The organism is Brevibacillus sp. MS2.2 (assembly GCF_013284345.1).
Taxonomy (GTDB): Bacteria; Bacillota; Bacilli; order Brevibacillales; family Brevibacillaceae; genus Brevibacillus; species Brevibacillus brevis_C.
Genome location: NZ_JABSUZ010000011.1, coordinates 77021 through 103739, shown reverse-complemented (window position 1 = coordinate 103739; position 26719 = coordinate 77021). Strand labels below are relative to the sequence as shown.

Below are 26719 nucleotides of genomic sequence, written 5' to 3'. Positions count from 1 at the left end.
CAACGTAAGACGTTCGTTTCACCCAGTCTTGTCTATTCCACACATTCATCTTCGGTCAATAATTGAATACTGATACTCCAAATCGGCAACTCGTTCATCGGTAACGACACTGGCTCTCGCCCAGAAGTCGTGCTTTGCATAAGAATCGCCCGTCCATACCTCCGTAATTTCTCCTGAAGAGAGTTTTAGTGGTACGGCTTCGACTTCTTTTAATACGGTGCCGCTTTTGTTTTGTACTCGCAGTTTCAAATCAATCTCCAACGGCTGATCTGATTGATTCCGTACCAGGATCAGACTTGTATACGGATACCCGGCACAATTTTTGGTACAGTCTTGTCTGCTGTATACGAGGGCGAGATCAATAGGCTTCTCGTTGTCCATCTTTGCCTCTTTCCACCGGTCTTTTGCTTTTTGTACGACGGTGACGTACTCCGCTTTTTTCAAAAAGGGGCCCATCCCTAAAAAGGCAGCAGCAAAAAAGCTAAACATACCAAAGGCTGTGCATAAAAAAACGAGGTTCATTTTCCAAAACTGTTTTCTCATCGTGATCAAAAAGACAATATACATCAGGATACAAACAAACACCAACAGGATACAAAAGTATAAAAATAACTCCAAGTCGGACTCCGTGGGTAACACCGGAATACCATACTTCATTTGCCAATGTACATTCGCGGCGAAGCAGCCTCCGTAAATCAATACGGCTGAAGCAATCGTGAGTCCCCATTTTTTCCAAAAAGGAGGCTTTTGGAAAATGGCGGCAAGAACCCCCACCAAAACAGGAACGCCAAATAAGGGGATGAGCAAGTAATGCATCGAAAACCTCCCGCACTTCATTGTCATTATTTTCTACGAATGATATTCCGAAAAGTCTTCAAAATACATGGAAAACCATTTCAAAAAGGAGAGGGATCAGCAAGTGCAAACCGCTCGTCGCTTATTTCGCCATCGGAACATGATGCCCCTTCTCTCCACCTTACTTTTCCTGCTCCTCTTTCAGCCGTTCCCTGCCTATGCCCAGCCTCCCTATGCAAAATGGGGCAGGCTCGCGATGCAGGAAACGATGAAGCGATATCCAAACGCTCAAATTGTGGACTACCTGCATGTCGGACGAAAACCAAAAACGCCCACCACGTCGGAAGAGACGTTTAAGCTCTTGCTTCAAGAAGGCAATCGCAGGTGGGCGTTACTCATTCATATTGAATTCGTGAATCAGACAGAAGATGTCGTAAACATCTCCTATGAGGAGACTCACTAGTCAGCGAGCTGTTCCATCTCTTTCATCATGACTTCCATATCCATGTCGGCTGCCATCCCGTACGCGCGGCGCATGTTTCCATCTCCATCAACAAGGAACATGCGAGCCGTATGAGCATAAGATCCATCTGGCTGCTTCATGACCATCAGACCAAAGTCCTTCGTCACTTTTTCTACAGCCTGAGCGTCCCCGCGCAGGAACTTCCAGCCACTCTGATCTGCCTTGAACTTGGCTGCATACTCCTGCAAGACTTCCGGCGTATCATTATCAGGGTCAAAGGAGATAGAGATAAATTCTACTTTGTCTCCGAACAGTCCCTTTTCCTTCAACTGATCTTGCAGCTTGGCCATGTTGTACGTAGTCGCCGGACAAATATCCGGGCACTTGGTAAACATAAACTCCACCAGCCGTACCTTGCCAGCACTTTGATTAAACGTATAGGTTGTTCCGTCACTGTTGTCCAAGGTGAAGTCCGCGATGGGCTTCAACACTTCGATCTTCTCTTCTGTCATGTACTTATAACCAAATACTCCGACGATAGCCAAAAGGATAATACCAGCTAACACAGGAAACCAATGTTTTTTTATCGCAGATTCCTGCTGCAATTGTGTTCCTTCACTCACGGGTTGCTTCCTCCCTGCTTGTCCCATGCGAGATGCCTCCTGTTTACACACGGGAGGCATTCACACTGTTTCTATCTCTTCTTACTGTTCCACTTCACCTGGCCATGCGAGCATGCCGCCAACCATATTCGCCACGTCATATCCTTGTTCACTCAAATACGCTGTAGCATTATGGCTTCTGGCACCACTACGGCAAACCATCACAATCGGAATGTTCTTATCCAGCTCATCGATACGGTGCGGCAAAAAGCCGAGTGGGATCAGCTTTGCCTCTTTAATGTGACCTGCATTCCACTCATCGACTTCACGTACATCAATGACTTGCAGTTCCTCTTTGGCTTCCAGCTTTTCCAACAGCTCTTGTGGTGTCATTTCCTTTACTCCATGGCTCATCGCTATTTATCCTCCTATATGTACGATCAGATCAGTTGTAACCACCTCCATGATATCACACGCTTTTTTACTTTTCTAACGCGAAGAGCACTTGGCTTCACTATGCATCCATGCTCCCTATTTTCTACCATTATCTCCTATTTCACTGCGGCAGTAGCATCACGGGATGTGAACAGCTTGAGGCAAAAGCGTTACAAATTAATGGCATGAGTGAAAGCCTTCCATACACATATACACAAAAACCTCCCTGATAACTTACGATTATGCGTTGACAGCGAGGTTTTATTTTCATACAATTACGACAACAACTTTTCTCATCAAGAGCGGTGGAGGGACAGGCCCTACGAAACCCGGCAACCAGCAGACTAGCTGCATGGTGCTAATTCCTGCAGAATCCAGTGATTCTGAGAGATGAACACAAGCCCGTGCATGATCGGAGCCTTCTTCTTCTCAGGAGAATGCTCCGTTTTTTATTAGCCGATTTCCCATAGTAAAAGGAGAGATGGACATGTCCGATCAACAACAATGGAAGCCAGAAACACTTGCGGTCCACGGTGGGCAGGAGGTTGACCCTGTAACAGGCTCACGTGCTGTTCCGATCTATCAGACGACCTCCTATGTTTTCCGTGATACGGAGCATGCAGCCAATCTGTTTGGCTTAAAAGAGTTTGGGAACATCTATACACGTATCATGAATCCGACCCAGGATGTGTTTGAAAAGCGTGTTGCCCTGCTCGAAGGCGGAGTTGGTGCACTCGCGACTGCATCCGGGCAGGCTGCTATTACATTCGCCATCTTAAATATTGCGCATGCAGGAGACGAGATCGTCGCTTCCAGCAGCCTCTACGGCGGTACCTACAATCTGTTCGCCCACACTCTTCCCCGCCTCGGTATCAAGGTTCATTTTGCTGATCAATCCAATCCGGAAAATTTCCGTACCTATATCAATGAAAAGACAAAAGCCGTGTTTTGCGAGACGATTGGCAATCCGCGCATTGATGTCGCTGATATCGAGGCCATCGCCCATATTGCCCACGAAAATGGCGTACCTTTGATCGTGGACAACACCTTCGCGACTCCAATTTTATGCCGTCCTTTTGAGCACGGGGCCGATATTGTCGTGCACTCCACCACCAAATTCATCGGCGGACACGGAACAGCAATTGGCGGTATCATCATAGACTCTGGAAAATTCGACTGGAACAACGGAAAATTCCCAGGTCTGACTACACCTGACCCAAGCTACCATGGAGTTGTCTATACAGAGGCAGTCGGTCCACTCGCCTATATTATCAAGGCGCGCGTCCAGCTCCAGCGCGATATCGGAGCGGCAGTCGCCCCGATCAATTCCTTCTTGTTCCTGCAAGGATTAGAAACCCTGCATCTGCGCATCGAGCGACATAGCCAGAACGCCCTGGCAGTAGCCCAATTCCTCGCCAATCACTCTGCCGTAGAGTGGGTGAGTTATCCGGGGCTGGAGTCTGACTCCCAGCATGAATTGGCACAAAAATATTTGCCAAAAGGTGCTGGCGCGATCCTGACCTTTGGAATTCGTGGTGGCGTTGAGGCAGGAAAAACATTGATCGAATCAGTGAAGCTGTTCTCCCATCTCGCAAATGTCGGGGACTCCAAGTCACTCATCATTCATCCAGCTAGCACAACGCATCAGCAGATGACGGAAGAAGAGCAAGCAGCAGCCGGAGTGACTCCGGGACTTATTCGCCTCTCAGTCGGCACAGAATCGATCGACGATATCCTCTCTGATCTGGAGCAAGCACTGCAGCGTGCGTTTCAATTATCTACGGTAGGTTAACCATACTTTTAGAAGAAGGAAGAACCATGATCTCTTTGGATAGAGATTTGTGATTCTTCTTTTCTTTTTCTATTTTCATTCGAAAAATATTGAATTTCAAATTCGTTATTTATAAAATACATAATTATGTACAAATTTTGGAAGGATGATCACATGAAAATTTTGAACATTGGCAGTGAACGAACGACCTATCGGGTTGAGATCTCGTATTCTCCTTTATTCGAAGCTGCCTTGGGAATCGCTGCCGCTACCTACGATCAATTGCATCACACGATGGAACACCCTCCTGCCTACTGGCGTCAACTGTTGGACGAGCTATCACCCTCTGTACAGCAAGAGGTTGACTATGCGAGGGAACACAACACGTGGAAGACGCTTTTGCAACTGCTCGATCTTTGTCCTTTCGCTGATCTGGATTCATTTCTCTCGTACGTCAGAGAGCTCTCAACAGAACAGCTCCGATACGAGGCCCTCCCTTATCTAGGTGAAAATATGCAGGAAGCACGGCGGAAGGCTGCACAAGGAAGCACGGATGAATGCGCCGCTTTGCAGGAAGCGTGCCGCGCGCATCTCTTTTTTGAATCGTATATCGGACATATTACTTCCGTTGATGCAGAAGAGCTTCGGAGTCATATTCTCCGATTGATGGAAGGCTGGTATACCACGCATATCAAGCCACGTGAGGAAGAGATCGTTCGTATGCTAGAACGGGATTGGTCGCAAAAGCAAAGCAAGCTAGGAAAGCTCAATCCGGAAGCCTTGGTGGAGTATGCGACGGGATCGAGCTACCTCCCAGAACCTGCGGTGACACGCGTATTGCTGATTCCACAAGCGATTTATCGCCCGTGGACCGTACAGGCCGATGCTGTCGGGACGAAAATTTTTTATTACCCTGTTGCCGACGAAAATTTGCACGATGCTGTAGACCCTAATCAGCCACCCCCTTCACTGGTGCAAGCCTTAAAAGCACTCGGAGATGAGCACAGACTGCGCATGGTCAAAATGCTGGCGGAAAAGGACCTGAGCCTGCAAGAGATAACAGATCAACTCTCCATGGCAAAATCGACAGTGCACCATCACCTGTCCATGCTGCGGTCTGCTCATCTCGTTGAAACAGCAGGCTCCCGTTACAGACTCCGCCGTCATACCCTGGACAAGCTCCCCCTGATGTGGGATGAATTCCTAGACAGGAGCACCCCATGAGCCAAACCGCGGTCCAAGCCTCTGTCTGGCAGCAGCGTTCTTATCGTTGGATTCTTTTCGGTCAGCTCATTTCAGAACTCGGCGCCTCACTCGGTACCCTCGCCAATAGCTGGTTAATCTATCAGGCAACAGGCTCACAAGGTGCGGTCGGACAGATGTGGCTGCTGTATTTCTTGCCGTCGCTCGCTATTCAGTTGGTAGCCGGACCGTACATCGACCGATTCGACAAGAAGCGTGTCATGATTTTTTCTCAATGGATGCGAGCTGCTGCGTTTTGTTTGTCCTTTGCGGTCATTACTTCCGGGACAGAATCGCTCTGGCCACTGTATTTCACTGCCTTGATCAACGGTCTCGTTCAACCGCTGTATGTGCCAGCCAGCCAGTCGCTCCTCCCTGCTCTGGTCAAAAGAGAGCAGCTCCTCCAAGCCAATGCCTATTTGGATAGTGTCCTGCGAGTTGCCTTGATTACAGGTCCTCCTTTGGCTGGGATTCTCGTGGCGAATATCGGCGGTGAGTCCGTACTCGCATTGGTCGCGATCAGCTATGCACTCAGCGGTTTCTTTCTGGTTCTTTGTCCAATTGCCCCAGCCGATACCGCCAACAAGAAGCAATCGTGGTTCGTTATGTTTAAGGCTGGTCTTGCGATTTTTTGGCAGAAGCCCCTTTTGCTCTGGCTTGGCCTGTACTCGGCTCTCGTCCAATTTGCTGTCGGAGTCACACTCGTACTAAACCTGCCTTTTGTATCCGGCGAGCTGCAAGGCACCTCGTTTCATGTAGGCTTGTTTTTGGCTGGTTATCCGTTGGGCTATTTCTTCGGCTCCTTGCTCGTGCCACGCTTACATAGCAGCCTTGGACAGCCCCTGATTATGTTGGGATCGCTGGTATTAGGTGGCTTAAGCTTTGTTGCACTAGGCTTTACCCATGACCTCTGGCTTGCAATCACCATCGAACTACTGGCTGGTCTGTTTGCCCCTTTTTTCCAGGTACATAGCACAAGCCTGTATCAGCTTCACGTTCCTTCCGAGCTAATGGGGCGTGTATTGTCTGTCCGACTGCTCATTGTGCGTGCAACGATGCCCGTCGGTATTTGGCTTGGCGGACAGTTGAGCGATCAGGTAGGGATTCGCCCCCTTTACATCTCTGTCGGTGCCCTCATCGTGCTCTCCGCGCTGGCGGGAATATTATTTCGAAAATTTGTAACTAACAGGATATTCCATATATAATAAAAACCGTAAGACTCCTAAATTTTGAATGGGAAAAGGAGAATTTTCATGACTCATCCGACATTGGATAAGCTTCAGCATGCTATCAGCAGCGTCATCGTGGGCAAAGAAAGTCAGATCCGCCTATTGGTAACGGCCTTGCTCGCCCGTGGTCACGTATTGCTGGAGGATTTGCCCGGAATGGGAAAAACCGTGCTTGCCAAAACATTGGCGCAAGCGATTGGCGGCTCTTACAACCGCCTGCAATTTACTGCGGATCTACTGCCATCTGATGTCGTCGGTCTTCACGTATTCAATCAACGAACAAGTGAATTCGAACTACGCAAGGGACCTGTTTTTGCGGATGTCTTGCTCGCAGATGAAATAAACCGGGCCACTCCCAGGACTCAATCCGGTTTGCTGGAATGCATGGAGGAACGCCAGGTTACCATCGAAGGCGTCACCTTGCCACTCCCATCAACCATGCTGGTCATTGCCACCCAAAATCCGATTGAATCGGAAGGAACCTATCCGCTGCCAGAAGCACAGTTGGACCGCTTTCTTTTCAAGCTGTCTCTTGGCTACGGTACGCGAGAGGATGCCAAAGAAATTTTGCGGAGATTCCGCAGCAGCTCCCCATTAGAGGCCGTCGATCCGGTCATCACCGTCGAGCAAATTGCGGCTCTGCAACGCGAGGTCACGACCGTTCATGTCAGTCAACCGGTGGAAGACTATGTCATCGATCTGACGGAAGCGACTCGCCAGCATCGCTCGGTTGAGGTGGGCATCAGTCCGCGCGCCATGCTCGCCCTGTTGCGATCCGCCCAGGCTTACGCGTACGTTTCTGGTCGTACTTATGTCTTGCCGGATGATGTGAAAGTAGTGTTCCCAAGTCTGGCAGTTCACCGCATCCGCCTCTCTATGGAAGCAGAGCTGCATGTGACAGAGCAGGAAGTCGTGGAGCAAATCTTGACCAGCGTCCCCGCTCCCGTCGAAGAAAGCGTGTAGCGCTATGATCACCAAGCAAACCTTTCACATAATCGGTTTTGTCTTGCTACTCTTTGCGGTTTTTTCCGGTCACTGGTTTTTCTTTCTGTTTGGGGGCTTTTTCTTTTTTCTACCCGCTGCTCAAGACTGGTGGGTCAAATCCATGTCCAAATGGGTGTCACTCGAATGGTCCAGTGATCAAACGCGCGTCCTGTCAGGGACACCCGTGCACGTTACAGTTCGCTTGCACAATCGTTCGTGGCTGCCTTTGCCTGTTACCTGGCTTCGCTTCACACTGCCAGAGCATGTCTCGGTGGAAGGCGCAGACGAAGTGCGAATCCTCAATCATCGGACCAGCGTTCGCCTGCGGTTTGATCTGCCGATGCGACAAAGTGCTACACGCTCCTTAATTTTCATCCCGAACAAGCGAGGCACAGTCTGGCTGACGGATGTCCAATCCGAAACATTGCCGTTATTGGGCGAGGAGCCTACCGCTTTGACATTGTCGATTTCCTTTTCCTTGCTGGTCTATCCGTTGCCTTTTGCTCTTTCTCCCGTCGTGCTCGCTGAAACGGAACCGGACGGGAATCGGCTATCTCGTCAGCGCCAGCAGGACGATGTCACGTTTCAGCGTGGCGTTCGGTCGTACATGCCAGGCGACCGTTTCAAGCATATCCATTGGAAGGCGACCGCCAAAACAGGCTCACTGGAGACGCGTCTTTTCGAGTATACAGCCCATCCGAACTGGCGAATCGTCGGGCATATCCTGCCCTCCTATGAACCGATGATGCAAAAGTATAACGACACCTCCAATGAACGGACGATCTCGTGTCTTGCGGCTTTGGCTGGCCTGTGCAGGAGAAAATCGGTCGGATACGAGCTGTACCTCACTGTGAAACAACGAGGACGCGAACATTTTCATTTGCCTACAGGAAGTGGCAAGGCGCACCATCTGCACGTCATGACTCAACTGGCGCAAATCCATCATTTTGTGACAACGCCACTGGCGCCTGTTCTTCGCCGATTAGAGGGGGCACCTGGAAAGGAAGCCATTCTCATTGTGACACCACGAATGGACCCATCTGTACAAGCCTCGGCGGAGCGCCTTGTTCAACGCGGTCATCAGGTTGCGGTGCTGGATGTTTCTTCTGACCTTGTCACCATCCAGCGTTTTGAGCATGCTAGCTTGAAAAAAAGGAGCGTGATGATGGGATGACACTCTCCTTGATGGGGCGCTGGACGCTCGCATTTTGGCTAGAGGCCATGCTGACGGGCGTTTTCCTGATCTTGTTTGGGTATATGACAGCAGGCTTTGGTCAACTGCTCTCGTTTTGCCTAGTCGCAGCGCTCCTGCTCATGGCGGGGAGCTGGCTGTACCATAGTGGCGGCGGTCGCTTTATGCTCCATCTGTTGCTGTACCCCCTTGTGTTTGTCATAGGAATGGGCAGCTACTATCTCTACGATTCCTGGCTCATCGCGCTTATATTGGCTGCTGTTTATTTCTGGAGAGTACAAAGTGCTGCATCGGAAGGATATCGACATGACAGTCTGCAACGCAGATTTGTTCTGGCGCTGATGGCGGGTCTGATACAGCTCGTGTTAACAGTGCTTTACACCTCCATCGTTGACCCGGGTTCCTATTCGCTCGCATCTTCTTTTTCCATGCTCGTCCTCATTACTCTCAGCTATATTTTTGTGGCGATTGTGGCGTTCGTGCTGCGGGAAGGATCACTTTCTACGAGGCTGCCTGCCCGCATTAGCTTGCTACTCGGCAGTCAAGTGCTGGGCACTCGTTTTCTTTTGATCGCGGGTTATTTGGCTGTCGGTTCTATCGTACTTAGTCTCATCTATTGGATATGGAGTTGGATAAAAGGACCTGTCAGCGCTGGACTGTATACGCTCTTTGAGCCTGTGCTTATTTTCATTGTGGAATTGTTTGAACGGTTGTACGAGAGGGCAAACCAAAAACAGGCAAACATACAGGTTCTCATGGAAAGTGCGGGGCCAAGAGAAGATAATCCAGTGGTCCAGATACAGCTCGGAGAATCACTCTTTTCTGTTCTACAGCCCTACTTAATTATTGCCTTCATCCTTGCCTGTGTGATCCTGCTCGGCCGATACATATGGAAAAAGCGCTTCAAGGGGACGATTACGCTGGAAAAAGAAGTGGCGGCTGCACAAAATACCGTATTGACCACTGTTCCTCCCTCTTCCAGTGAAGAAAGCGTAGAAGATGGCTCTGCTAAATGGTTCAAACAGCCCGTTGGCCCAGAGGATGATCCAACCAGGTACGCCTACTATCAATTTCTCGTCCTCATGGAGAAGCAAGGAATGCCAATCGAGCTGCATGAGACACCCCAAGAGTTTTTCAATCGCCTGCGCGAACAGTCCTTGCTAGATGCAGCTCAGCTAGATGCAGTCGCTCGCATCACACGTTACTATCAGCAATATCGCTATCAGGAAAAGTCGCTTCCCGAAGCGGATTTGACAGCGATGCAGCAAGCTGTGCAGACGATCGGCTCTCGTTTCTCTGAGATGTAATACCGCTCCACAACCACGTGCTACCCGTTAGCCGTGGTTGTTTTCTTTTTCTCTTGACATCGAGTTGCCCCTCCGGCATAATTTCTTCAATTTTGCCCACTCTCAAATTGAATTCACCAAATGGTTAATTAAACAAGAAAGGAGGATGCTCCGTGCAAGATTTGCCTGACTGGCTGCGTAAGCATCTTCATGTCGCATACATACCCGGCCATGAGTTTTTCTTAAGTCTCCATGTACTTGCCAAGCCGGAGCATCACACCTCCCGCTTGCATTGGGCGGAGGAGTTGCTCACTGCTTTACCTGCCCCGTTCTTGAAAAAGCTTCACTATTTTAGCTCCATGTCCAATCAGTTTCTCGATGCCATGGACTTCTTAGCACCGTGGGAGGAGTGCTTTGAGCATTCGGTTGAGGCCGCATTGGAGCGTGTACAGGCGATGGATGCAGGCGAGTTTGCCCAGCTCATGATCGGTCCCGTCTATCATCCCAGACAACTTCATGCTTGGATGCAAGGACGTACAGACGAGATTTTTGATGAGCTGAAACCGGAGCATCGGGAGCTTTTGCGCCATCCGCTCTCGACCAAGCGCAGTTTTCTGGAGTTTTGCTACGACTACCTGCCTTTTTTCCAGACAGAAGAACGGCGGATTGAACCGTGGCTCGTCCGCGCCGTACATGAGGCACAAGAGCAGATCAAGCTTGATCCGATTCCGTTTTTGTCACAGATACACCCGCGCTTGAAGGTGCACGAAGACTTCTTGCAATTTCATAAAGCAAAAACGTACACATTTGGCTATTCGGAGCTAGCGCGTATCCATTTGCGTGTCTCTACTTTTATTGCGCCGCATTTGTTGCTCGGCATTTACGACGACCATATCTCTGTGTGCTTATCCGTAGACGTTCCCGGCACCAAAGCCACCTCGGTGATTCCCGCTGACTTCATCAGCAAAATGAAGGTGTTCAGTGACCCGACGCGGACAGCGATTCTCAAATCGTTATTGGCTCATCCTTACTGCACGCAGCAGTTGGCTGACCTGCACAACATTAGTGAGCCTGCCGTCAACAAGCACTTGAATCTGTTGGTAGAAACAGGCTTTATCTGGAGTGAACGACGGGGACGGTATGTGTTTTACCGCGCGATTGCATCAAGGCTGGAACAGCTCGCCGTCGATCTGCATGAGTTCATCGATATGCCTGTTCCCGGAGTTGTCTCTCCACCTGCTTCATCACATCCCCCAGAACGGAGGAAATAACGTGTTTCATGTCGCCAAAGCTACCTTTATCCGCAATACCCGCGTAATGATTCGTGCCTATCCGTGGTCGTTTGTCATCGGCCACATTTTTTCCGGGGTATATACGGTGCTGTTCGCCTTCTTCGCTTATCACTATGTATTTGCCGGGCAGTTGGACGAGAATTTCGCACATCTCACCGGCTCGTCCGATTACTTGTCGTACGCCATCCTCGGCGGAGCTTTTTATGCGTTTGCCGTCTCTACCTTGATGAATGTCAGCCGCTCACTCATTACAGAGCTGCGGGAAGGGACCTTGGAGGCGGTATTACTCACCCCTTCCTTGCGCAGGGGGTACTTTTTGGGGAATGTCGCTCAACAGCTCATGCGTACTTTGTTCGAATTTTCCGTGATTGTTCTTGTAGGGGCGTTGTTCGGACTCACGCTCTCTCATACGAACGTATGGAGCGCCGTCCTTGTCTGGATATTGTCTACAGGGGCTTTCTTTTGCCAGGCGCTCGTATTGGGCAGTCTCATGCTTTGGTTCCGCGATACGTACATCACACAAAACACGCTGTTTGCTGTGATGGCCTTTGTCAGTGGGGTGACGTTTCCGATTCCGTATTTGCCTGAATGGGTGCAACCACTCGGTCTTATCATGCCGCTCGCGCCTGCGCTGGATGCATTTCGGCAATGCGTGATTCAAGGAGCGCCGCTGCATGCTGTTTCCCCACAGCTTTTTCATATGGCAGCCTTGTCCCTCATCTATCTCGTCATTGGGGTGTGGGGCATACGTCGGATGGAAAAACGCGTCATGGAATCGATTTTTGGATAACGAACGAGGAGGTCAACAATCATGCTGATTGCAGAAAATGTACGGAAGGTATACCGGGTGAAGGAGAAAAAAGGCTGGTTTCGCCAGCAATGGACAGAGGTCGAGGCAGTTGCTGATCTGTCCTTTCGCATGGTACCCGGCAAAATCATTGGATTGTTAGGCATTAATGGCGCAGGAAAAACAACCACAATCAAGATGTGCTCCACACTGCTCACCCCGACCAGCGGCACGATCACGGTAGACGGATATGACGCGGTTAAGGACGATCGGTTCGTCAAGGCCAAGGTCAACATGATCGCAGGGGGCGAGCGCATGCTGTACTGGCGGCTGACAGGGCGGGAAAACCTGCAATATTTCGGCAGTCTGTACGGTTTGCAAGGGCAGGCCTTGCGCCATCGGATCGATTCATTGCTCTTGCAGGTTGGCCTGTATGAGGCTGCCAACACTCCCGTCGAGCGTTATTCCAAGGGCATGAAGCAGCGACTGCAAATCGCCCGCGGCCTGATCAATGATCCGCGTTACCTGTTCCTGGACGAACCGACTCTCGGCTTGGACGCCCCCATCGCCCGGCAGCTTCGCAAGCATGTGAGTGAGCTCGCTTCTCAGCATGGAAAAGCCATTTTGTTGACCAGCCACTACATTCATGAGGTAGAAGAGCTTTGCGACGAGGTATATATCATCGATAAAGGAAGGCTTGTAGCGCATGATACACCGGAGCACCTGACCAAATCGCTCCACCTGGATACTGCCTTACAGGTAGTGATCCCCTCACTTTCCGACTCGCTCGATTACGATCTGCGCCAGCTAGCTCTGGATTACGGCGGCTCGCGTGAAATCGCAGAAACAGACGAGCAAACCTGGGAAGTGACGTTACGGGGAAAAACGGATATGACGACTCCGCTGCTTTCCCTCTTGGCTGCTCATCAATCCCCTGTCTTGCGTCTCTCTACCCAACAGCCATCACTGGAGGACGTCATCCTGCACATGGCAGATCGGAGGGGGGCATGAAACAGCTAGGTAGCCTGCTTTTGGCCGAAATCATCAAGGAGCATCGCCATTCGTTTCACAGCAAAATGATCTACTTCTCGCTCTTGGTCTGGCCCGTCATCAATTTCGTGACCGCGTATTATTCATTTGCCCCGTTTCGGATGGGAGCTGATTCCCCTCTTGCCCGGTTCATTAGCTACGAGCAGTTGCCGCTGTTCCTGTTGACTGGCTATTTAGGCTACATCTTTTATTGGTGCCTGGTACAGTCGTCGTGGCAAATGAGCTTTGAACGGCAAGCAGGGACCATGGAAATGATCTTCATCAGCCCGGTCAACCGGCTCGCTTTTCTGTATGGGCGCTCGCTTTCCTCGCTGATCGAAGGGGTCTGGCTGTTCTTTTGCTTTGTCCTGCTAGCCTTGTTTTTTGTCGATGGCATTCAACTGAGCGGCTGGTGGGCGCCTCCACTCGCCTTCCTCATCTTGCTGGTATCGGCCATCGTCTGGGGCGGCTTTCTCTGTGTGCTCTTTCTGTTTTCACGCGATTCGAGCTTTCTCTACACCGTTCTGGATGAACCGATGCTGATCTTTTCCGGTGTCCGTCTGCCCCCGATGGCCTTTCCGGTTTGGGCCAAGGTCATTTCCTTTTGCTTTCCCCTGACCTACGCCCTTCAGTTGATTCGCGAGCTGCTGATGGAGGGAGCGTCGTTGCAAACAATGCTGCCGAGTATGGGACTTCTAGCCGCCGTCTTGTTGGTGCTCGTGACGGCGACCGTCGTGTTGTTGAAGCAAGCGGAGAAGCATATGAAAAAGACTGGGAACATGGTGATGTATTAGTTGGGCAAAGAGTAGTTACATAAAGAACGCCCTTTCCTGATTGGAAAAGGCGTTTTCTTCTTTCCTCTTACTCCACCGTCAACCGGAACTCCCTTCCTTTTTTTAGTCTACCACATATTGCATTAAGCCTGAGTGAACAAAAGGTCAGCTATCCGCCAGAAGGCTTTGTCTCTTGGCCCTACCAAACTGAAAGTAGTAGAAGACGATAAGACACACGTGCATCAGGGCCATCATCAAATAAATATTGCTGTAAATAAAGCCGCTCGTATAAGGATTCACCGGGTTCCAATTGGTAGCCGCGCCAAGATCGATAACCTTGCTGTATACCGCAGACGCGATCCCCATGGAAATGAAGCTCAGCATTGAAAAGATTCCCATGCCTACTCCCGCCTGCTCCTTCGTCAACGTCCTCGAGATAGAGTTCGCCATCGAGATTTGCATAAAAGACTGCCCTACATTGCCTAGGATCAAGAAAAGCGCAATGCCTATAACCGAGGCGCTTGTAAAAGTAGACAGCAACCCAAAGCACCCAATCAGTAAGCTAGACGCAACGAAATACAAAAAAACATTCCCCCGCCTGTCCGCGAGCTTTCCTCCCACACGGCCAAGCAATGCCGAAGCGATGGCCGCTGGAACCATCACAAAACCGATCCAGCTCGTTGATAGCTGCTGTACCTGAGCCAAGAGCAGCGGACTGAGATAATAAAGCGATATCCCCATTCCATTTATGAGAAATGCCATCAGAATCCCGATTGTATACTGCTTGTTGGCAAAAACCTTCGGCTGTACAAACGGATCAGCTACCGAACGAATACGTACGACGAACAGGAGCAAAGTAACCAAACTGCCCAATGCAAACCACCACGATCCATTCGTTACTCCCAAAAGCAGTGACGTCACGCTGATTGCAAGTAAGGAGCCACCCACCCAATCAAACTTCCCACCAGACGCGATCTCCTCATCGTCCAGATATTTGCGGTAGAACGGCAGTGTAAGCAAGATCAGGAGCGGTATGGAAAACAGCCAGCGCCAATGGGCAAAGCTGACGATTAACGCCGCGACCACAGGACCGAGTGCACCGCCAAGAGCCAATCCTACTGCCGTTCTTCCTAAAACAGAACCCCTGCGCTCCGGCGGGAAGTATCGCAATGGAATGAGCATTGCAGTAGCCGGAATGACAGCCGCCCCTACTGCCTGCAAGCATCTCCCGAATAGAGCCATCGCAAAGGAATCGGAGACCAAACCGAAAAACGAACCAGCCGTAAACACCAAGAGTCCGAACGTCAGCAAATTCTTGAGCTTGTATCGATCCGCCAGCTTGCCATACGTCACGGTTCCGATCGCGTACAACAATCCATATGCGGTCGATAGCCAGCTCACCTGCGCTATGCTCAAACCAAACTCCTTGCTAATTTCGGGGAGTGCAATGTTAAACACCAGGGCACTCATGGAGGATATGACCAAGGTAAACATCAAGATTCGGATTAATATGTCCCTGTTTTGCTGCGTTTTTGTCACTTCCATGCCGTATCTTCCCCTTCACTTTGATTCTTGTTTTGACTGTCAGTACTGACTGACATGCGAGTGGTAAAAAAACTAGGGAGTCAAACCCCTAGCAAAAATCTCTACACTCTCTTCGATAAATGCATCCAGAGATACCCCTGAAAAATTGCTAGTGCCATCCAGATCGTTCAAAAACGCCCCGAAATTCATAACCATAAAGGCAGTCGCCTGTGCCTCCGGGTTCGTTTGGATCATCTTGCCCTTTTTGCCCATCTCTTTGAAGTAATCTGTAAACAGTACCATCAACTGTCGCGGGTGCTTTTGGGTCCGCTCGCGGAAGCCGGGCAAATGGGCCTCATCCTTAATGCTAATCAAGATCATTTTCCGATTGCGGTTCATCATTTCGTGATACGTTCGGCTGATTAAAAGCAAATCCTCGCGCAAATCCCAGGTAAGCTTCTCCGCGAAAAGCTTTGTCAGTCCTTCCGTGTAATGAAAACGGTCAAAGGCGCTCTCCAGCAAATTCCGCTTGCTGCCGAAGTGACGAAACAACGTCTTCTCGCTCAATCCTGCCGCTGTGGCAATTTCTTGCGTGGTTACGCCGTTGTAGCCTCTTTCCGCGATGAGATCGATTGCGGCTGTCATCAGTTTTTCGCTGCTTGTAAGACTTTTGCTGCTGCTCATTGCTATCCTCATTCCCGGAAGTGATTGTCAGTACTGACTGACATTCATCTTAAATCTACTGCCAAAAAGTGTCAAGGGGCTCAAAGTAAAAAAGGCTCTCCTCCGACTCATGCAGTCGAAAGGAAAGCCCCTCGCTCTTTTACTCGATTAAAACGCTCTTGAATATTGCTTCGGTGGCTGCAACTCATCCGCCGACAGCTCATGAATCGCATGCAGTGCCCAATAAGGGTCACGCAGCATGCCACGACCAACCGCTACCAAATCCGTATCGCCATTACCAATCGATGCTTCGGCCACTTTTGGATCATCGAGGTTGCCGACTGCAATGACAGGAACATCCAATGCCTGCTTAATCGCGCGTGCCAATGGTACTTGATAGCCAGGATGAACACCTGGACGGCCTGCTGAACCAATCGGTCCTTCCCCACCGCTGGATATATGGAAAATATCCACGCCTGCTTCCTTGTAACGGCGGCACAGCTCCGTGCTGTAATCCAGCCCATACCCGCCATCCACGTACTCTACGGCAGAGACGCGCATGATCAGCGGCATGTCCGCTGGCATAACCTCTTTGATCGCCTGAATAATTTCCACGCCAAACAGCGCTTTATCCCGCCCATATTCATCGTCTCGCTGATTCGTCAAAGGGGAGTGGAACTGGTGAATCAGGTATCCGTGCGCACCGTGGATTTCAATGGTGTCAAACCCGGCTTCCACCGCACGTCTCGCAGAGTCCTGGAACTTGACGACCATTTGTTTGACTTCTTCTGTCGTCAACGCCCGTGGCGTTTTGTAGCGCGCCCCTGGGAAAGCAATTGCGGACGCCGATACAGGCACTTCTGCGTCTTCCGCTTTGCGGCCCGCATGAGCAATCTGTATACCAATTTTGGTCTCATACTTATGAACCTCGGAGACGATCCGTGCATACGCCGGAATCTGCTCGTCAGACCACAAGCCCAAATCGCCGTTGGAAATTCTGCCATCAGGCTCGACATCGGTCATTTCCACAATGATCAGACCTGTTCCGCCTACTGCACGAGAAACGTAATGAACAAAATGCCAGTCGGTTGGTGTTCCATCGTGTGCATCCACAGAGTACTGGCACATCGGCGGCATGACGATCCGATTTTTCAAGCTAAGTCCTTTAAACTGAAACGGGGTAGACAACAACGCCATTTGCTCCACTCCTTACTTTTTTTTATTATCATGCCAAAAGTAAGCATCTTCTGCAATCCCAAGTTGCACTTTGTCAAAACGATAAAGGACTTTGTACCGCTGTAGTGCTGGGGAGGAAACAGGAGAAAACGCTCAGCTTCTTGTCCCTCCCGCTGTGGGATTCACTGCCCGCCTCCATGCAAAAAGCGAAACCGCGTCCAAAGTAGTTCTTTCAGGATGTTCTTCAGAGGTGGACGCTTAAGAGCGTGTTTCGCTTTCTCCATTCCGGCTCGGTCGGTGTACCAAAGATCTTCGCTTTTTTCTCCTGTTTCCTCTACGAGCTTTCCGTGTGATCCGATTTTTTAATAACTTAAAAGAGATGGAAGAACCTCATCAGTTACGCCAGAGAAGAATATTTCCAGGCGTAGCGACTTGTGAAGTCCTACCGAGCGGAGAAGGGATTTGCGGGCAACAGAAACGCAACGTGCCCACGCGACGAAGCGGCTACCACTTTTGCGTTTCCCCGCAAATCCCTTCGGAGCGGGCAGTCTAATCCTCCAGTGGGACGGAGCCTGGAGCCTAGACTGGAAATATTCTTCTCCCCACCGCAGCCACATATATAAACACGAAAAAAAGCTACCCGCATAACGGATAGCTTTCATGATTCACGTCTCGATTATTCGGGCATCGTGCCAATGTAATTGGATTGCGGGCGAATAATGCGGTTTTTGCCTGCCTGCTCCAGAATGTGCGCACTCCAGCCGACCACACGGCTCACAGCAAATGTCGGTGTAAACAAATTATCGTCCAAACCCACTGCACGCATGACTGCTGCGGCAAAAAACTCTACGTTTGTATTCAGCTTGCGACCTGGTTTGTACTCTTCCAGCAGCTGCAAGCCTACTTTTTCCACGTGTGTCGCCAGATCGAACCATGGATCGTTGGACGACAGCTCGGATGCAACAACGCGCAGAGCAGTCGCACGCGGATCAATCGTTTTATAGACGCGGTGCCCGAAGCCCATCAAGCGTCCGCCGTTCTCCAGCTTGTTGCGCAGCCATGGCTCTGCATTTTCCTTCGTACCGATAGCCTCGATCATCTCCGTCACTTCAGATGGTGCTCCACCGTGCAAAGGACCTTTCAGCGTTCCGATTGCCGCCGTAATGGAAGAAATCAGATCGGATTCGGTCGAGCTAACGACACGACCGGAGAATGTGGATGCATTCATGCCATGCTCCTGCGTCAAAATCAGGTACGCATCCAGTGCGCGAGCATGCGCCGCTTTTGGCTTTTCGCCCTTGAGCATATACAGATAGTTCGCTGTATGGTCCAGCTCCGGATTCGGTGCCAACGGCTCGCGGCCCTCCAAACAAGCGAAGCGATACGCAACGATGGTTGGCATCTTGGCAGCAAGCGAAATCACCTCATCGATGGTCGGCGGGAAGCCGTGCGAGGAACTGCCCAGCGCCGAAACACCTGTACGCAGTACACTCATCATATCTACATCTGCCGGGATCAGCTTCAAGATTCCCTTTACGTGCTCCGGCAGCTCACGGTTTGCTTTGAGCTTATCTTTTAAATCAGTCAACTCCTGCTCGCTAGGCAAATGTCCGAACCAGAGCAGGTGTGCCACTTCCTCAAATGTGTGATGGATAGCCAAATCACGCGCCCAATGACCGCGGTACACCAGCAGTCCATTAATCCCATCCACCAAACTAAGGTCTGTTTCTGCTACGGCGATACCATCCAAGCCGATAGCCAAAGGATGTTGTTTTGTCATCATCACCACTCCATTTTCGTCTCTTTTCTCTTCAGTATAATCGATTCATAATCGTGAAGGGAAATAGAAGAAAACCGTAGTTTTGATCACGTTTTACAATCAGTTAGCAGGAGCTGGAACCGATTTCTTTTTACGTCCGTATGTCAGGAAGCGCCACAGCTTTTCCATCGGCCCTCGATTAAAACGCTTCAGCCACAGCCAGCTTACGAGTAATTGAAACGCATAGATCGGAAACGCGAGCAAAAGCCAAGAAGATAGCGGCATGGCCGTAATGCCGAACAAAGGAATCAGAATGGTCATGATGACTGTCTGACCCAAATAAGTCGTTAACCCCATTTGTCCCGTGTAAGCAAACGGCTGGAGAATTTTCCTTGCCAGCTCACGATCCAGCAACAGAAACAAGCTGGCGATAAAGCACAGCGCCATAGGCAGCGTACTTAGATCAACCAATATTTTATTCACCTGCTCAAGCTTTGGACCATAGACAACACCGCTTGCCCACATAATCCCTGCTGCGATCGGAAGACTGATTACAAGTGTAGTAGCCGCGATTCGTTTCAACAACGGCTTATGCTCACGAATTTGAGCAATCAACCCGCGCGATCCCGCATACAAACCAAACAGGAACATCACGAAGATCGGTATCAGTGTCGTCTGGAGTGATGCTACAAACGAATAGACTTCTTGACCATTGAGCGTCTGTACGAGTGCCACGCCTTGAGTTAGCATGTACACGCCTCCCAGGCTGCCTGCCCATGCTAGAATCGTAGAAGGCTTTCTTCGATAAAAAGGCATCAGTAAAAAGCCGAGAAGTGCGTACACCGCCAAAATATCACCAAACCAAATAAAGATGTGAATCACACCAATGGCAAACATCGCGAATAACCGTCTGCTGAAGAGACGAAATACTTTTTGTCCCCGCTGTTCAGCCCTTGACATGAAAATGTAAAAACCTAAGCCAAACAGAAACGAAAAGATCCCGAAAAATTTCGTCTGAATGAATAAATCATAGCTCAAGCGAATCCACGCATCGATCCCCGCCTCTATTGGTAGAGGAACGTCTTCCGAATACATGATAAAGCTTGGCAAGTTCACCAGCAAAATCCCGAACAATGCCAATCCCCTTACAATATCAATAGAATAAATCCGATCCTTCTGTGCGATTGGTTCAGCCTGCATATTCGTCATTCCCTCCTGCTGTCTTCAAGCAGGGTTCAGTATAGGATACATATGCTGGTCAAAACTATCGATTCACCTTACATCTACCTTACAGGCTTGTTATCTTTTATGTCCGTCCACCGGACTGAACAAGCGGCATCGGTGGATACAAGGACTGCAAGATATCGATAAAATGCTGCGCTGGCTCGCTAATCCCTGCTTTTGGTACCAGCAAATAAGAAGCGACCTTTGGCAAAACAAGACCAGGTGTGGGCAGTTCGATAAAGCGGTTTTCAAACAAATCCCGATCAACAGCCGTCCGAGGCAAAAAGGAAACGCCCAATCCATCCTCGATGAATCGCTTTGTAATGTCTACCTGCGAAACAGCCATCGTACGCAAGGAAAGCCCCCTCTGACGCAAAAGCAACAGCACCTCATCCCAGTAGCCCGGATGATTGTGGGTCAACAAACGGTTCGTTTGCACCTCTTGCTCCCAATCTGGCAAGGGCGCCTCCATATCTCCGCCACTGTGAGGGACTGCAAAAACGACAGGATCTTCGTACAAAAGATAAGTAGACAACTGGAATTCTCCCGGTACCATCCGGGTTAAGCCCAGATCAGCCTGTCCATTTTGAACAAGCGGGCCAATTTCCACGGAGTCGACAATTTTAATGGAGATATCTACATCAGGATAGAGCTTGGTGTAACGGTGCAGCAAATGGGAAAAACGAGCACGGGCAATAATCGGTGAAACAGCCAACTGAAGCTTTTCCCGATAGCCCTGTCTCCAAGCCTGCAAGTCCTCCATACTGTTATGCCACTGTTGAAGGAGTCCTTTTGCATGTGGCAAGTAGCGTTTGCCCGCAGCCGTTAACCGAACGCGTTTGCCAACCCGTTCAAACAGCTTGATCCCCAATTCCTTTTCCAATTGTCGTATATGCTGGCTGACAGTAGGCTGCGCAATGAACAACGCTTCTGCTGTCTGGTGAAAATTTTCTGTCGTGGCCGCCACCATAAACGTTTGCAGCACCCGAAAATCCACGTGATCTCCCCCCTGCTGTCGCTTTTTCTTTGTTCTATATGCATACAAAAGAAGGAAGAACGCAACTTTTTGGGTCTTTCTTCCTCTTTTTTGAAGAATTTTACTGGAAGTCGTTCCCCTTTCTCCTCCTTATGGTACAATACAAAATCGAGTGCGCAAAATCCTTACGCACATTGGCCTCACCAAAGAGAGAGAGCAAAAAGGGGAGAGAAAAGATGGAAACTGCAACAAACGTGAACCCACCGCGCAAAAGCAAGAAAAAAGTATGGCTGATCGCGGGGGCAGCGGCTGTCGTTGTGCTGGGTGGATTAGGAACCGCCTATGCCAAATTCGATTTGTTTAAGAGCGCAAAAACGATTTACCTGCAAGCGGAAGCGGAGAGCATGATGAAGTTTTCAAGCGACGTATCCAAAGCTTACGGGGAATACCAAGACTACATGAAGCCATATCTGGAAAAACCAGTTCACTCCACCACCGAGTTGAGTGAAATTGCCCTAGATGCAACGATCCCAGACCCGGAAGCGCAAAAAATTCTCGACATGCTAGGTAAAGCGAAGCTCGTGATGCAAAGCAACATCGATGAACAGAAAAATCAGCAATCAGGGAACCTGGAAGTTCACCTGCAAGATAAAAAGCTGGCTACCCTTGAGTACTTCATGAATGATTCTGTTATGGGCTTCAAGCTGCCAGAGTTTTACTCTAAATACGCTTATATGGACCTGAAAGATCGCGATGCCCTCAAGGAAAAGCTGGGCGAGGAACTGCCGAAGCGCTTCGTAAGCTATAGCGATTTACATGAAGCGATCAATTTCAACCAAGATGAACTCAAAACAGTAATGACTCCGTATGCCATGCTGTACGCTGACAACATCAAAGACAGCCAGGTAAGCATCAAAAAAGATGTTCCTTTCTCTGAAGAAGGACTCAAGGAAGATGCACGTGAGATCACTGTTACTTTTAACAACGCAGAAGGCGCGGCTCTGACGAAGCAAATTGCAGAGAAGGCAAAAGCAGACCAAAAGCTGTTTGACCTGATCTACAGCCGCTACCACAATGTGGCTACGTTGATGCTCGACAGCGGCTACAAAGTAGAAGAAATCAGCAAAGAAGAATTCAAGAAAAACTACGAGCAAGCCTTCGATGACATCATCAAGGATACAAATGATACAGACACCAAATCAACTGATCAATTGAAAATGGTCGTGCTCGTAAATAGCGATCATCAAATCTTGTCCCGCAAGCTCTTGTTCGATGAGAAAGAGAAAAAAGATCAATTGGTCTACAGCAGTGTCTCCTACGATAAAGGCGCAGAAACGTACTACCGTTACTCCCTGCACAACCTGTCTGATCAGCAAAGTGGCGAAATGTCCTTCACGTACAGAGCGACAGAAGAAAAAGACAAGACAAAGGGCAAGTTCAGCATCCTGGCAAAAGAGACCGACCAGCCAATTCTGGACTTCTCGACTACTTTCGAGACAACCAAGCAAGACAAGAAAAAAACCGGAAAGTATGACTTTGCACTCGTAGCAGCAGACGAATATTCCTCCAACCCTGTTGCCCTGACCGGTAATGTTACCGTGAACGAGACGAAGACGGACAATGGTGTAGATTCAGACGGCGCAGTAAAAGTAAACTTCTCGAATCCTACTCCAGATATGCCAAAAGGCTTTAGCTTCAAGCTGAAGTCCAAAGCAGAATTTGGCAAAGCACTGGAAATTCCAGCTATGACTGCTGACAACTCCATCAACTTCGCTACTGTGACTGACCAACAAATGATGGAAGCACAACAAGAAGTCATGCAAAACGCAGATAAATTCATGACTGAAAACGCTGAGCTCGTGCAACAGTTCATGATGCCTTAATTGTTTCGTGATAAGAAGAATTCGCTCATAATAGTTACTAGCAAGCTGGCATCGGTCCTAAACCGGTGTCAGCTTTTTTATTACAATCACGATTCGTTCAAAATATTCCGATTACATTCAATAGAAGTACCTCCTGAAGGAGGTACTTTCTCCATGTCCATTCTTCCTACTGATAACCCTTGATCACGATATACACAATCGCTACATAAAATACGATTCGATCCACAGTCCGATACATCGATTTGGACACCCGAATGCCGAGCCAGCCCACTCGCAACGGCCACAATAACTGAATGCGGCCCACCAGCATATCGCTGATCAGATGGGACAATATCCCCCACAGAGCTGCCATTGCTGCCGGAGAATCACCGAATAGCAGAAATGGAAGGAACAATATTACCCATGAGTGTGTCACTGTACGATGACCGAATCCTTTTTGGAGCATTTTGGATACAGGTCCCATCAAGTTTCCGAGCTTGCTATTTGCCTGATCGATATCAGGTACGAGTGCCATTGTCGCGCCAATGACGCTGCCCTTCCATGAAGGATAGGCGCAGTAACCTGCGATGGCACCAAGTGCCATATGTGTTTTCCAATTCATTCGCCTTTCACACCGTCTTTCTAGGATAGTCTAATGAGCTTATGTAGGGTTGGTGGAATGGCAAACCAATACCATCATACAAACGGATGCTATGTCTCCAACAAGGACATAAAGCTCTCCGGATCGAGTCCATCTCCTTCGATCACGATTGCCGTCATTCCGGTTTCACTGCCTGATTCGTGCCCTTCTCCTATGATCCAGAATGCCGCTTGTCCACTGTGGATCGGGATGCGCTCTGTACCTTCACCGCGTACCCAGCCTTCTCCACTCACGACAAGGAAGAGTTGAGGACAAGTTGCCGGATGATAGCCAACAACCCCGCCTGCTTTCAAATGGATACACCCGATCGAAACCGCTTCGGGCGTGCGCAAGACACGAGAAATCGTCGCATGGACGGAATTATAGCGATCAATCGTTTTGCCTACTTGCTGATCAAATCGGAATCGTTTCATACTTCCCCGTTGCCAAAAGATTGTAAAAGTCTACACATCTTTTGTTTGCTTCCTGCTTCTCTGTGTCTGCTTTGGCCGAAGCTACTCGCATTTGATCGGACACTCCACAGGCGTAAATTCGGATACAACGAATCCTACAGATTAGCGGTAACTTATTGGGGTTAGCTCGCTAATTTTGCTAGGTTAATAGAAGCGTTTACATCTCTATCTAACACTAGCCCACAAACACATTTGAATATTCGATCTGAGATCTTTAAGTCTTTCTTGACCTCACCGCAATCAGAGCAGGTTTTGGATGAAGGATACCACTTGTCGGCTTCCATAAAGCGAATCCCATATTTCTCGCACTTGTACTGTAACTGTCGCTTGAACTCGTAAAGTTTTTGCTGTGCGATAGCTTTTGATAGGTGGCGGTTCCTCATCATGCCTTTGATATTCAATGTCTCCATAACTACTGTGCTAGGCTTGGTTTTCACGATAGCGCTAGTAGCTTGGTGACTGTGATTGGTACGGATATTCGTTAATCTCCGATGAAGCAAACGAATGTGTTTCTCGACCTTTACAATGTTGCAAGTTTTGACGAAACGGCTTCCCTCCTTATTCATTTCGTATTTTCGAGAAACCTTACGTTGCAACCTACGCAAGCGTTTCTCTGCTTTCTTCATTACCTTTGTCTTGTTAATGTTCTTGAAAGTCATTCCGTTAGAGCATACCGCAAGCTCTTTTACGCCTACGTCAATTCCAAGGCTCTCGCCTGACAGCTCCGGCTGAATGAATTCTTGTTCAACACCCACAGATAAGTACCAATACTTCCCGTCAAAAGAGATTCGAGGCATCGTATAATTCACATCTGTTGGCAATTGTTCAGATGTCGTTACCCATCCGACCTTTTCAATGAGAACGTGATTCTGCTTAACTTTCAGCTTCACGTTGTCGTTGTAAAAAGACGGCTTAGAGCGTCTTCTGCTCTTGAAGGTTGGCTTTTCCGCTAACTTCTTGAAGAATTTCTTGTAAGCATCGCAGGCGTCTTTGACCGCCTGCTTTGTGATGTTATTGGATACTTCATACAACCAAGAATATTCTTCCGATTGCTTTAGCTGCGTCAGTTCCTTACGTAGATCACCGTCTAGCAAGAACTTTCCACCGTTACGATAGTTTTCTTCTTGTTTTGCAAGCGTCCAGTTGTAAGCCCAACGAGCAGTACCGACAGATTTCCAAAGTTGTCGCTCTTGTTCAGGAGTTGGCTTGAGCCTAACTTTCTTCGCTAGAATCATTTTCTGCCAACTCCTTTATCATTTTCTTTGCTGTGTTTGCTCGCTTTCCTGGCAATCTACAACTAAACACCGTTACGATCTGGATAAGGTCTTCAACTAATTCCTGTTCTTCTGTTTTCTCGGAGTTGTCTATTATTTCAACAACAACGCTGAATCTTTTGCATAGATTCTCAAAGAGTTCGAAGCCAAAGCTTAGTAACCTATCCTTGTCAAGAACAACAACGCGATCAACCTTACCTTGAATGATGAAATCCATGAGTTGAAGCAACCCACGTTTTTCATAATTAATACCACTGCCGATATCTGTAATCACATCAAAAGAGTAACCTCTCGCAATCATGTAGGATTTTACATTATCCACTTGACGTTCTAAGTCATCTTTCTGCTTGTTACTTGATACTCGGCAGTAGCCAATTGTTATTCTTTCCTGCTCGACAGCAGGTCTTCGTAGATACTCATACAACTGTTCATCCGAGTAATAACGATACCCATTTTCTTTTACTAGAATTGGGGTTAGCTTTCCTGACTTATCCCATTCCCTTAACGTTTTAGGTGTTACACCGATCATCTTTGCAAACTTCCCTATAGCGTACATTTTTCATCACCGATTACATTGTACTATAGGTTTATTTTTGTACAAAGTTGTTTAATGTTATATATTTCCGTTGATTACCTCCACCTTTTGACATGTAAGCCTTATCATAGCGCAACTAGAGGCGCTGTGATAGATTCATCTTCCACGATTACTGCTGAAGCCAAATATTTTCCAGTCGGATTCCTTCGCACCGTGACGTTTAGAATCCGCCCTTCTACTTCTCGGGATTTTGCGAATCTCACCCAGCCAAGCTTTGGCAGCTTGATTTGGTTACCGTCGATCCGGATGCTTGCATTCATATAAATCGGGTGAATGTATCTGCGAGGTTTGGGAGGGAGGATTGAAGGACGGTGCTCTCTAACCCTTTGCCCGTTTGTTTGTAGGTTTCGTTCCAGCGTACAAGAAATCGATTGAACACAAAGCGACTACACCCCAATGTTTTCGAGATGAGTACGGCTTGTTCTTGATTAGGGAAAATTCGAAAATGAAACACTTTTTTACGGAGCATCGCGATTCACCTCCCCACAGGAGAAGTTTACCACAACAAGAACGTACGTTCTACAAAAAGATTCCCCCACTTTCGCCAAGCTAGCCCGGGGTGCCAATCAAAAAAAGTGCTCCCTGCCCACATGATCGGAAGAATTAGCGGGATCACCGGATCTATTTTCAAGCTCGGGATTGTCTTTTCCATCAAAAACACCCCTCGGAATCA

General features: G+C 48.9%; 25 protein-coding genes, 1 pseudogene and 1 riboswitch. Of the genes and pseudogenes, 12 read left to right on the top strand and 14 right to left on the bottom strand.

Going from position 1 to position 26719, the window contains the following annotated elements; genetic code table 11:
• Positions 1 to 45 precede the first annotated feature (45 nt).
• Entirely contained in the window at positions 46 to 816 is a 771-nt protein-coding gene (locus HP568_RS12755; RefSeq protein ID WP_048036183.1) for a hypothetical protein, read from the bottom strand.
• 67 nt (positions 817 to 883) lie between these two features.
• On the opposite strand from HP568_RS12755, the gene HP568_RS12750 reads away from it, so the two are divergent.
• Positions 884 to 1258, top strand: coding sequence for a YqzG/YhdC family protein (locus HP568_RS12750; protein ID WP_235617600.1), 375 nt, complete (start codon positions 884 to 886; stop codon positions 1256 to 1258).
• Here HP568_RS12750 and HP568_RS12745 read toward each other — a convergent pair.
• Entirely contained in the window at positions 1255 to 1881 is a 627-nt protein-coding gene (locus tag HP568_RS12745) for an SCO family protein (protein ID WP_235617599.1), read from the bottom strand. The two genes, HP568_RS12750 and HP568_RS12745, sit on opposite strands and share 4 nt — an antisense overlap.
• Positions 1882 to 1962: 81 nt before the next feature.
• Positions 1963 to 2274 (bottom strand): rhodanese-like domain-containing protein, encoded by a 312-nt coding sequence (locus HP568_RS12740; protein WP_017247247.1) that lies wholly within the window; start codon positions 2272 to 2274, stop codon positions 1963 to 1965.
• A 311-nt stretch (positions 2275 to 2585) separates the two neighbouring features.
• Positions 2586 to 2692: riboswitch (SAM riboswitch) on the top strand.
• Positions 2693 to 2782: 90 nt separating this feature from the next.
• On the opposite strand from HP568_RS12740, the gene HP568_RS12735 reads away from it, so the two are divergent.
• The 10 genes from HP568_RS12735 (at position 2783) to HP568_RS12690 (ending at position 13901) form a co-directional block, all read left to right on the top strand.
• Complete coding sequence (locus HP568_RS12735) at positions 2783 to 4087, top strand: homocysteine synthase (protein ID WP_173629263.1); 1305 nt, start codon at positions 2783 to 2785, stop codon at positions 4085 to 4087.
• A gap of 153 nt (positions 4088 to 4240) precedes the next feature.
• A complete protein-coding gene (locus HP568_RS12730) occupies positions 4241 to 5290 on the top strand; it encodes an ArsR/SmtB family transcription factor (RefSeq protein WP_173629262.1) in 1050 nt (349 codons plus the stop codon).
• The gene (locus HP568_RS12725; protein ID WP_173629261.1) at positions 5287 to 6513 is read left to right on the top strand and encodes an MFS transporter; all 1227 of its coding nucleotides are present in this window, start codon (positions 5287 to 5289) and stop codon (positions 6511 to 6513) included. The genes HP568_RS12730 and HP568_RS12725 overlap by 4 nt, the downstream gene beginning before the upstream one ends.
• A 48-nt stretch (positions 6514 to 6561) precedes the next feature.
• Positions 6562 to 7500, top strand: coding sequence for an AAA family ATPase (locus tag HP568_RS12720; protein ID WP_048036176.1), 939 nt, complete (start codon positions 6562 to 6564; stop codon positions 7498 to 7500).
• Positions 7501 to 7504: 4 nt separating this feature from the next.
• The gene (locus HP568_RS12715; RefSeq protein WP_173629260.1) at positions 7505 to 8695 is read left to right on the top strand and encodes a DUF58 domain-containing protein; all 1191 of its coding nucleotides are present in this window, start codon (positions 7505 to 7507) and stop codon (positions 8693 to 8695) included.
• Positions 8696 to 8706: 11 nt separating this feature from the next.
• Positions 8707 to 10020 (top strand): DUF4129 domain-containing protein, encoded by a 1314-nt coding sequence (locus HP568_RS12710; RefSeq protein ID WP_254551187.1) that lies wholly within the window; start codon positions 8707 to 8709, stop codon positions 10018 to 10020.
• A 152-nt stretch (positions 10021 to 10172) separates the two neighbouring features.
• Positions 10173 to 11270: an ArsR/SmtB family transcription factor gene (locus HP568_RS12705; RefSeq protein ID WP_173629258.1), complete on the top strand. Its 1098-nt coding sequence runs from the start codon at positions 10173 to 10175 to the stop codon at positions 11268 to 11270.
• Between the two features lies 1 nt (position 11271).
• Positions 11272 to 12081 (top strand): ABC transporter permease, encoded by an 810-nt coding sequence (locus HP568_RS12700; protein ID WP_048036172.1) that lies wholly within the window; start codon positions 11272 to 11274, stop codon positions 12079 to 12081.
• A 21-nt stretch (positions 12082 to 12102) separates the two neighbouring features.
• Positions 12103 to 13089, top strand: coding sequence for an ABC transporter ATP-binding protein (locus tag HP568_RS12695; protein WP_173629257.1), 987 nt, complete (start codon positions 12103 to 12105; stop codon positions 13087 to 13089).
• The gene (locus tag HP568_RS12690; RefSeq protein WP_048036170.1) at positions 13086 to 13901 is read left to right on the top strand and encodes an ABC transporter permease; all 816 of its coding nucleotides are present in this window, start codon (positions 13086 to 13088) and stop codon (positions 13899 to 13901) included. The genes HP568_RS12695 and HP568_RS12690 overlap by 4 nt, the downstream gene beginning before the upstream one ends.
• 144 nt (positions 13902 to 14045) lie before the next feature.
• On the opposite strand, the gene HP568_RS12685 is transcribed toward HP568_RS12690, so the two are convergent.
• The 6 genes from HP568_RS12685 to HP568_RS12660 form a co-directional block, all read right to left on the bottom strand.
• Positions 14046 to 15425: an MFS transporter gene (locus tag HP568_RS12685; RefSeq protein WP_173629256.1), complete on the bottom strand. Its 1380-nt coding sequence runs from the start codon at positions 15423 to 15425 to the stop codon at positions 14046 to 14048.
• A gap of 72 nt (positions 15426 to 15497) precedes the next feature.
• The gene (locus HP568_RS12680; protein WP_235617597.1) at positions 15498 to 16088 is read right to left on the bottom strand and encodes a TetR/AcrR family transcriptional regulator; all 591 of its coding nucleotides are present in this window, start codon (positions 16086 to 16088) and stop codon (positions 15498 to 15500) included.
• A 147-nt stretch (positions 16089 to 16235) separates the two neighbouring features.
• On the bottom strand, positions 16236 to 17264 hold the full coding sequence (locus HP568_RS12675) for an NADH:flavin oxidoreductase/NADH oxidase (RefSeq protein WP_173629255.1): 1029 nt from the start codon (positions 17262 to 17264) through the stop codon (positions 16236 to 16238).
• A 655-nt stretch (positions 17265 to 17919) separates the two neighbouring features.
• Positions 17920 to 19023: a citrate synthase/methylcitrate synthase gene (locus tag HP568_RS12670; protein ID WP_048036166.1), complete on the bottom strand. Its 1104-nt coding sequence runs from the start codon at positions 19021 to 19023 to the stop codon at positions 17920 to 17922.
• Positions 19024 to 19122: 99 nt separating this feature from the next.
• Positions 19123 to 20211, bottom strand: a complete 1089-nt coding sequence (locus tag HP568_RS12665; RefSeq protein WP_254551185.1) for a DUF418 domain-containing protein — start codon at positions 20209 to 20211, stop codon at positions 19123 to 19125.
• Positions 20212 to 20308: 97 nt separating this feature from the next.
• Positions 20309 to 21223 carry a LysR family transcriptional regulator gene (locus tag HP568_RS12660; protein ID WP_048036164.1) on the bottom strand — a complete coding sequence of 305 codons (915 nt, stop codon included), beginning with the start codon at positions 21221 to 21223 and terminating at the stop codon, positions 20309 to 20311.
• A 215-nt stretch (positions 21224 to 21438) separates the two neighbouring features.
• Here HP568_RS12660 and HP568_RS12655 point away from each other — a divergent pair, with 215 nt between their 5' ends.
• Positions 21439 to 23085 (top strand): DUF6583 family protein, encoded by a 1647-nt coding sequence (locus tag HP568_RS12655; RefSeq protein ID WP_173629254.1) that lies wholly within the window; start codon positions 21439 to 21441, stop codon positions 23083 to 23085.
• 166 nt (positions 23086 to 23251) lie between these two features.
• On the opposite strand, the gene HP568_RS12650 is transcribed toward HP568_RS12655, so the two are convergent.
• From HP568_RS12650 to HP568_RS29760, 5 genes and pseudogenes are all read right to left on the bottom strand, one after another.
• Entirely contained in the window at positions 23252 to 23686 is a 435-nt protein-coding gene (locus HP568_RS12650; RefSeq protein ID WP_048036162.1) for a metal-dependent hydrolase, read from the bottom strand.
• 89 nt (positions 23687 to 23775) lie between these two features.
• Positions 23776 to 24138: a hypothetical protein gene (locus tag HP568_RS12645; protein ID WP_048036161.1), complete on the bottom strand. Its 363-nt coding sequence runs from the start codon at positions 24136 to 24138 to the stop codon at positions 23776 to 23778.
• A gap of 161 nt (positions 24139 to 24299) precedes the next feature.
• Positions 24300 to 25412 (bottom strand): RNA-guided endonuclease InsQ/TnpB family protein, encoded by a 1113-nt coding sequence (locus tag HP568_RS12640; RefSeq protein WP_048036160.1) that lies wholly within the window; start codon positions 25410 to 25412, stop codon positions 24300 to 24302.
• Entirely contained in the window at positions 25390 to 26007 is a 618-nt protein-coding gene (locus HP568_RS12635; protein WP_048036159.1) for an IS607 family transposase, read from the bottom strand. The genes HP568_RS12640 and HP568_RS12635 overlap by 23 nt, the downstream gene beginning before the upstream one ends.
• Before the next feature lie 137 nt (positions 26008 to 26144).
• Positions 26145 to 26515: pseudogene (locus HP568_RS29760) on the bottom strand (helix-turn-helix domain-containing protein); the annotation flags it as partial.
• Positions 26516 to 26719: the final 204 nt, after the last annotated feature.

Excerpts from the sequence above, each read along its gene's own strand:
- HP568_RS12725 (WP_173629261.1), top strand. The coding sequence starts at position 5,287 with ATGAGCCAAACCGCGGTCCAAGCCTCTGTCTGGCAGCAGCGTTCTTAT.
- HP568_RS12635 (WP_048036159.1), bottom strand. The coding sequence starts at position 26,007 with ATGTACGCTATAGGGAAGTTTGCAAAGATGATCGGTGTAACACCTAAA.
- HP568_RS12675 (WP_173629255.1), bottom strand. The coding sequence starts at position 17,264 with ATGGCGTTGTTGTCTACCCCGTTTCAGTTTAAAGGACTTAGCTTGAAA.
- HP568_RS12710 (WP_254551187.1), top strand. The coding sequence starts at position 8,707 with ATGGGGCGCTGGACGCTCGCATTTTGGCTAGAGGCCATGCTGACGGGC.
- HP568_RS12720 (WP_048036176.1), top strand. The coding sequence starts at position 6,562 with ATGACTCATCCGACATTGGATAAGCTTCAGCATGCTATCAGCAGCGTC.
- HP568_RS12640 (WP_048036160.1), bottom strand. The coding sequence starts at position 25,412 with ATGATTCTAGCGAAGAAAGTTAGGCTCAAGCCAACTCCTGAACAAGAG.
- HP568_RS12755 (WP_048036183.1), bottom strand. The coding sequence starts at position 816 with ATGCATTACTTGCTCATCCCCTTATTTGGCGTTCCTGTTTTGGTGGGG.
- HP568_RS12655 (WP_173629254.1), top strand. The coding sequence starts at position 21,439 with ATGGAAACTGCAACAAACGTGAACCCACCGCGCAAAAGCAAGAAAAAA.
- HP568_RS12740 (WP_017247247.1), bottom strand. The coding sequence starts at position 2,274 with ATGAGCCATGGAGTAAAGGAAATGACACCACAAGAGCTGTTGGAAAAG.
- HP568_RS12685 (WP_173629256.1), bottom strand. The coding sequence starts at position 15,425 with ATGGAAGTGACAAAAACGCAGCAAAACAGGGACATATTAATCCGAATC.
- HP568_RS12750 (WP_235617600.1), top strand. The coding sequence starts at position 884 with ATGGAAAACCATTTCAAAAAGGAGAGGGATCAGCAAGTGCAAACCGCT.
- HP568_RS12645 (WP_048036161.1), bottom strand. The coding sequence starts at position 24,138 with ATGAAACGATTCCGATTTGATCAGCAAGTAGGCAAAACGATTGATCGC.
- HP568_RS12730 (WP_173629262.1), top strand. The coding sequence starts at position 4,241 with ATGAAAATTTTGAACATTGGCAGTGAACGAACGACCTATCGGGTTGAG.
- HP568_RS12680 (WP_235617597.1), bottom strand. The coding sequence starts at position 16,088 with ATGAGCAGCAGCAAAAGTCTTACAAGCAGCGAAAAACTGATGACAGCC.
- HP568_RS12650 (WP_048036162.1), bottom strand. The coding sequence starts at position 23,686 with ATGAATTGGAAAACACATATGGCACTTGGTGCCATCGCAGGTTACTGC.
- HP568_RS12715 (WP_173629260.1), top strand. The coding sequence starts at position 7,505 with ATGATCACCAAGCAAACCTTTCACATAATCGGTTTTGTCTTGCTACTC.
- HP568_RS12695 (WP_173629257.1), top strand. The coding sequence starts at position 12,103 with ATGCTGATTGCAGAAAATGTACGGAAGGTATACCGGGTGAAGGAGAAA.
- HP568_RS12735 (WP_173629263.1), top strand. The coding sequence starts at position 2,783 with ATGTCCGATCAACAACAATGGAAGCCAGAAACACTTGCGGTCCACGGT.
- HP568_RS12690 (WP_048036170.1), top strand. The coding sequence starts at position 13,086 with ATGAAACAGCTAGGTAGCCTGCTTTTGGCCGAAATCATCAAGGAGCAT.
- HP568_RS12665 (WP_254551185.1), bottom strand. The coding sequence starts at position 20,211 with ATGACGAATATGCAGGCTGAACCAATCGCACAGAAGGATCGGATTTAT.
- HP568_RS12670 (WP_048036166.1), bottom strand. The coding sequence starts at position 19,023 with ATGACAAAACAACATCCTTTGGCTATCGGCTTGGATGGTATCGCCGTA.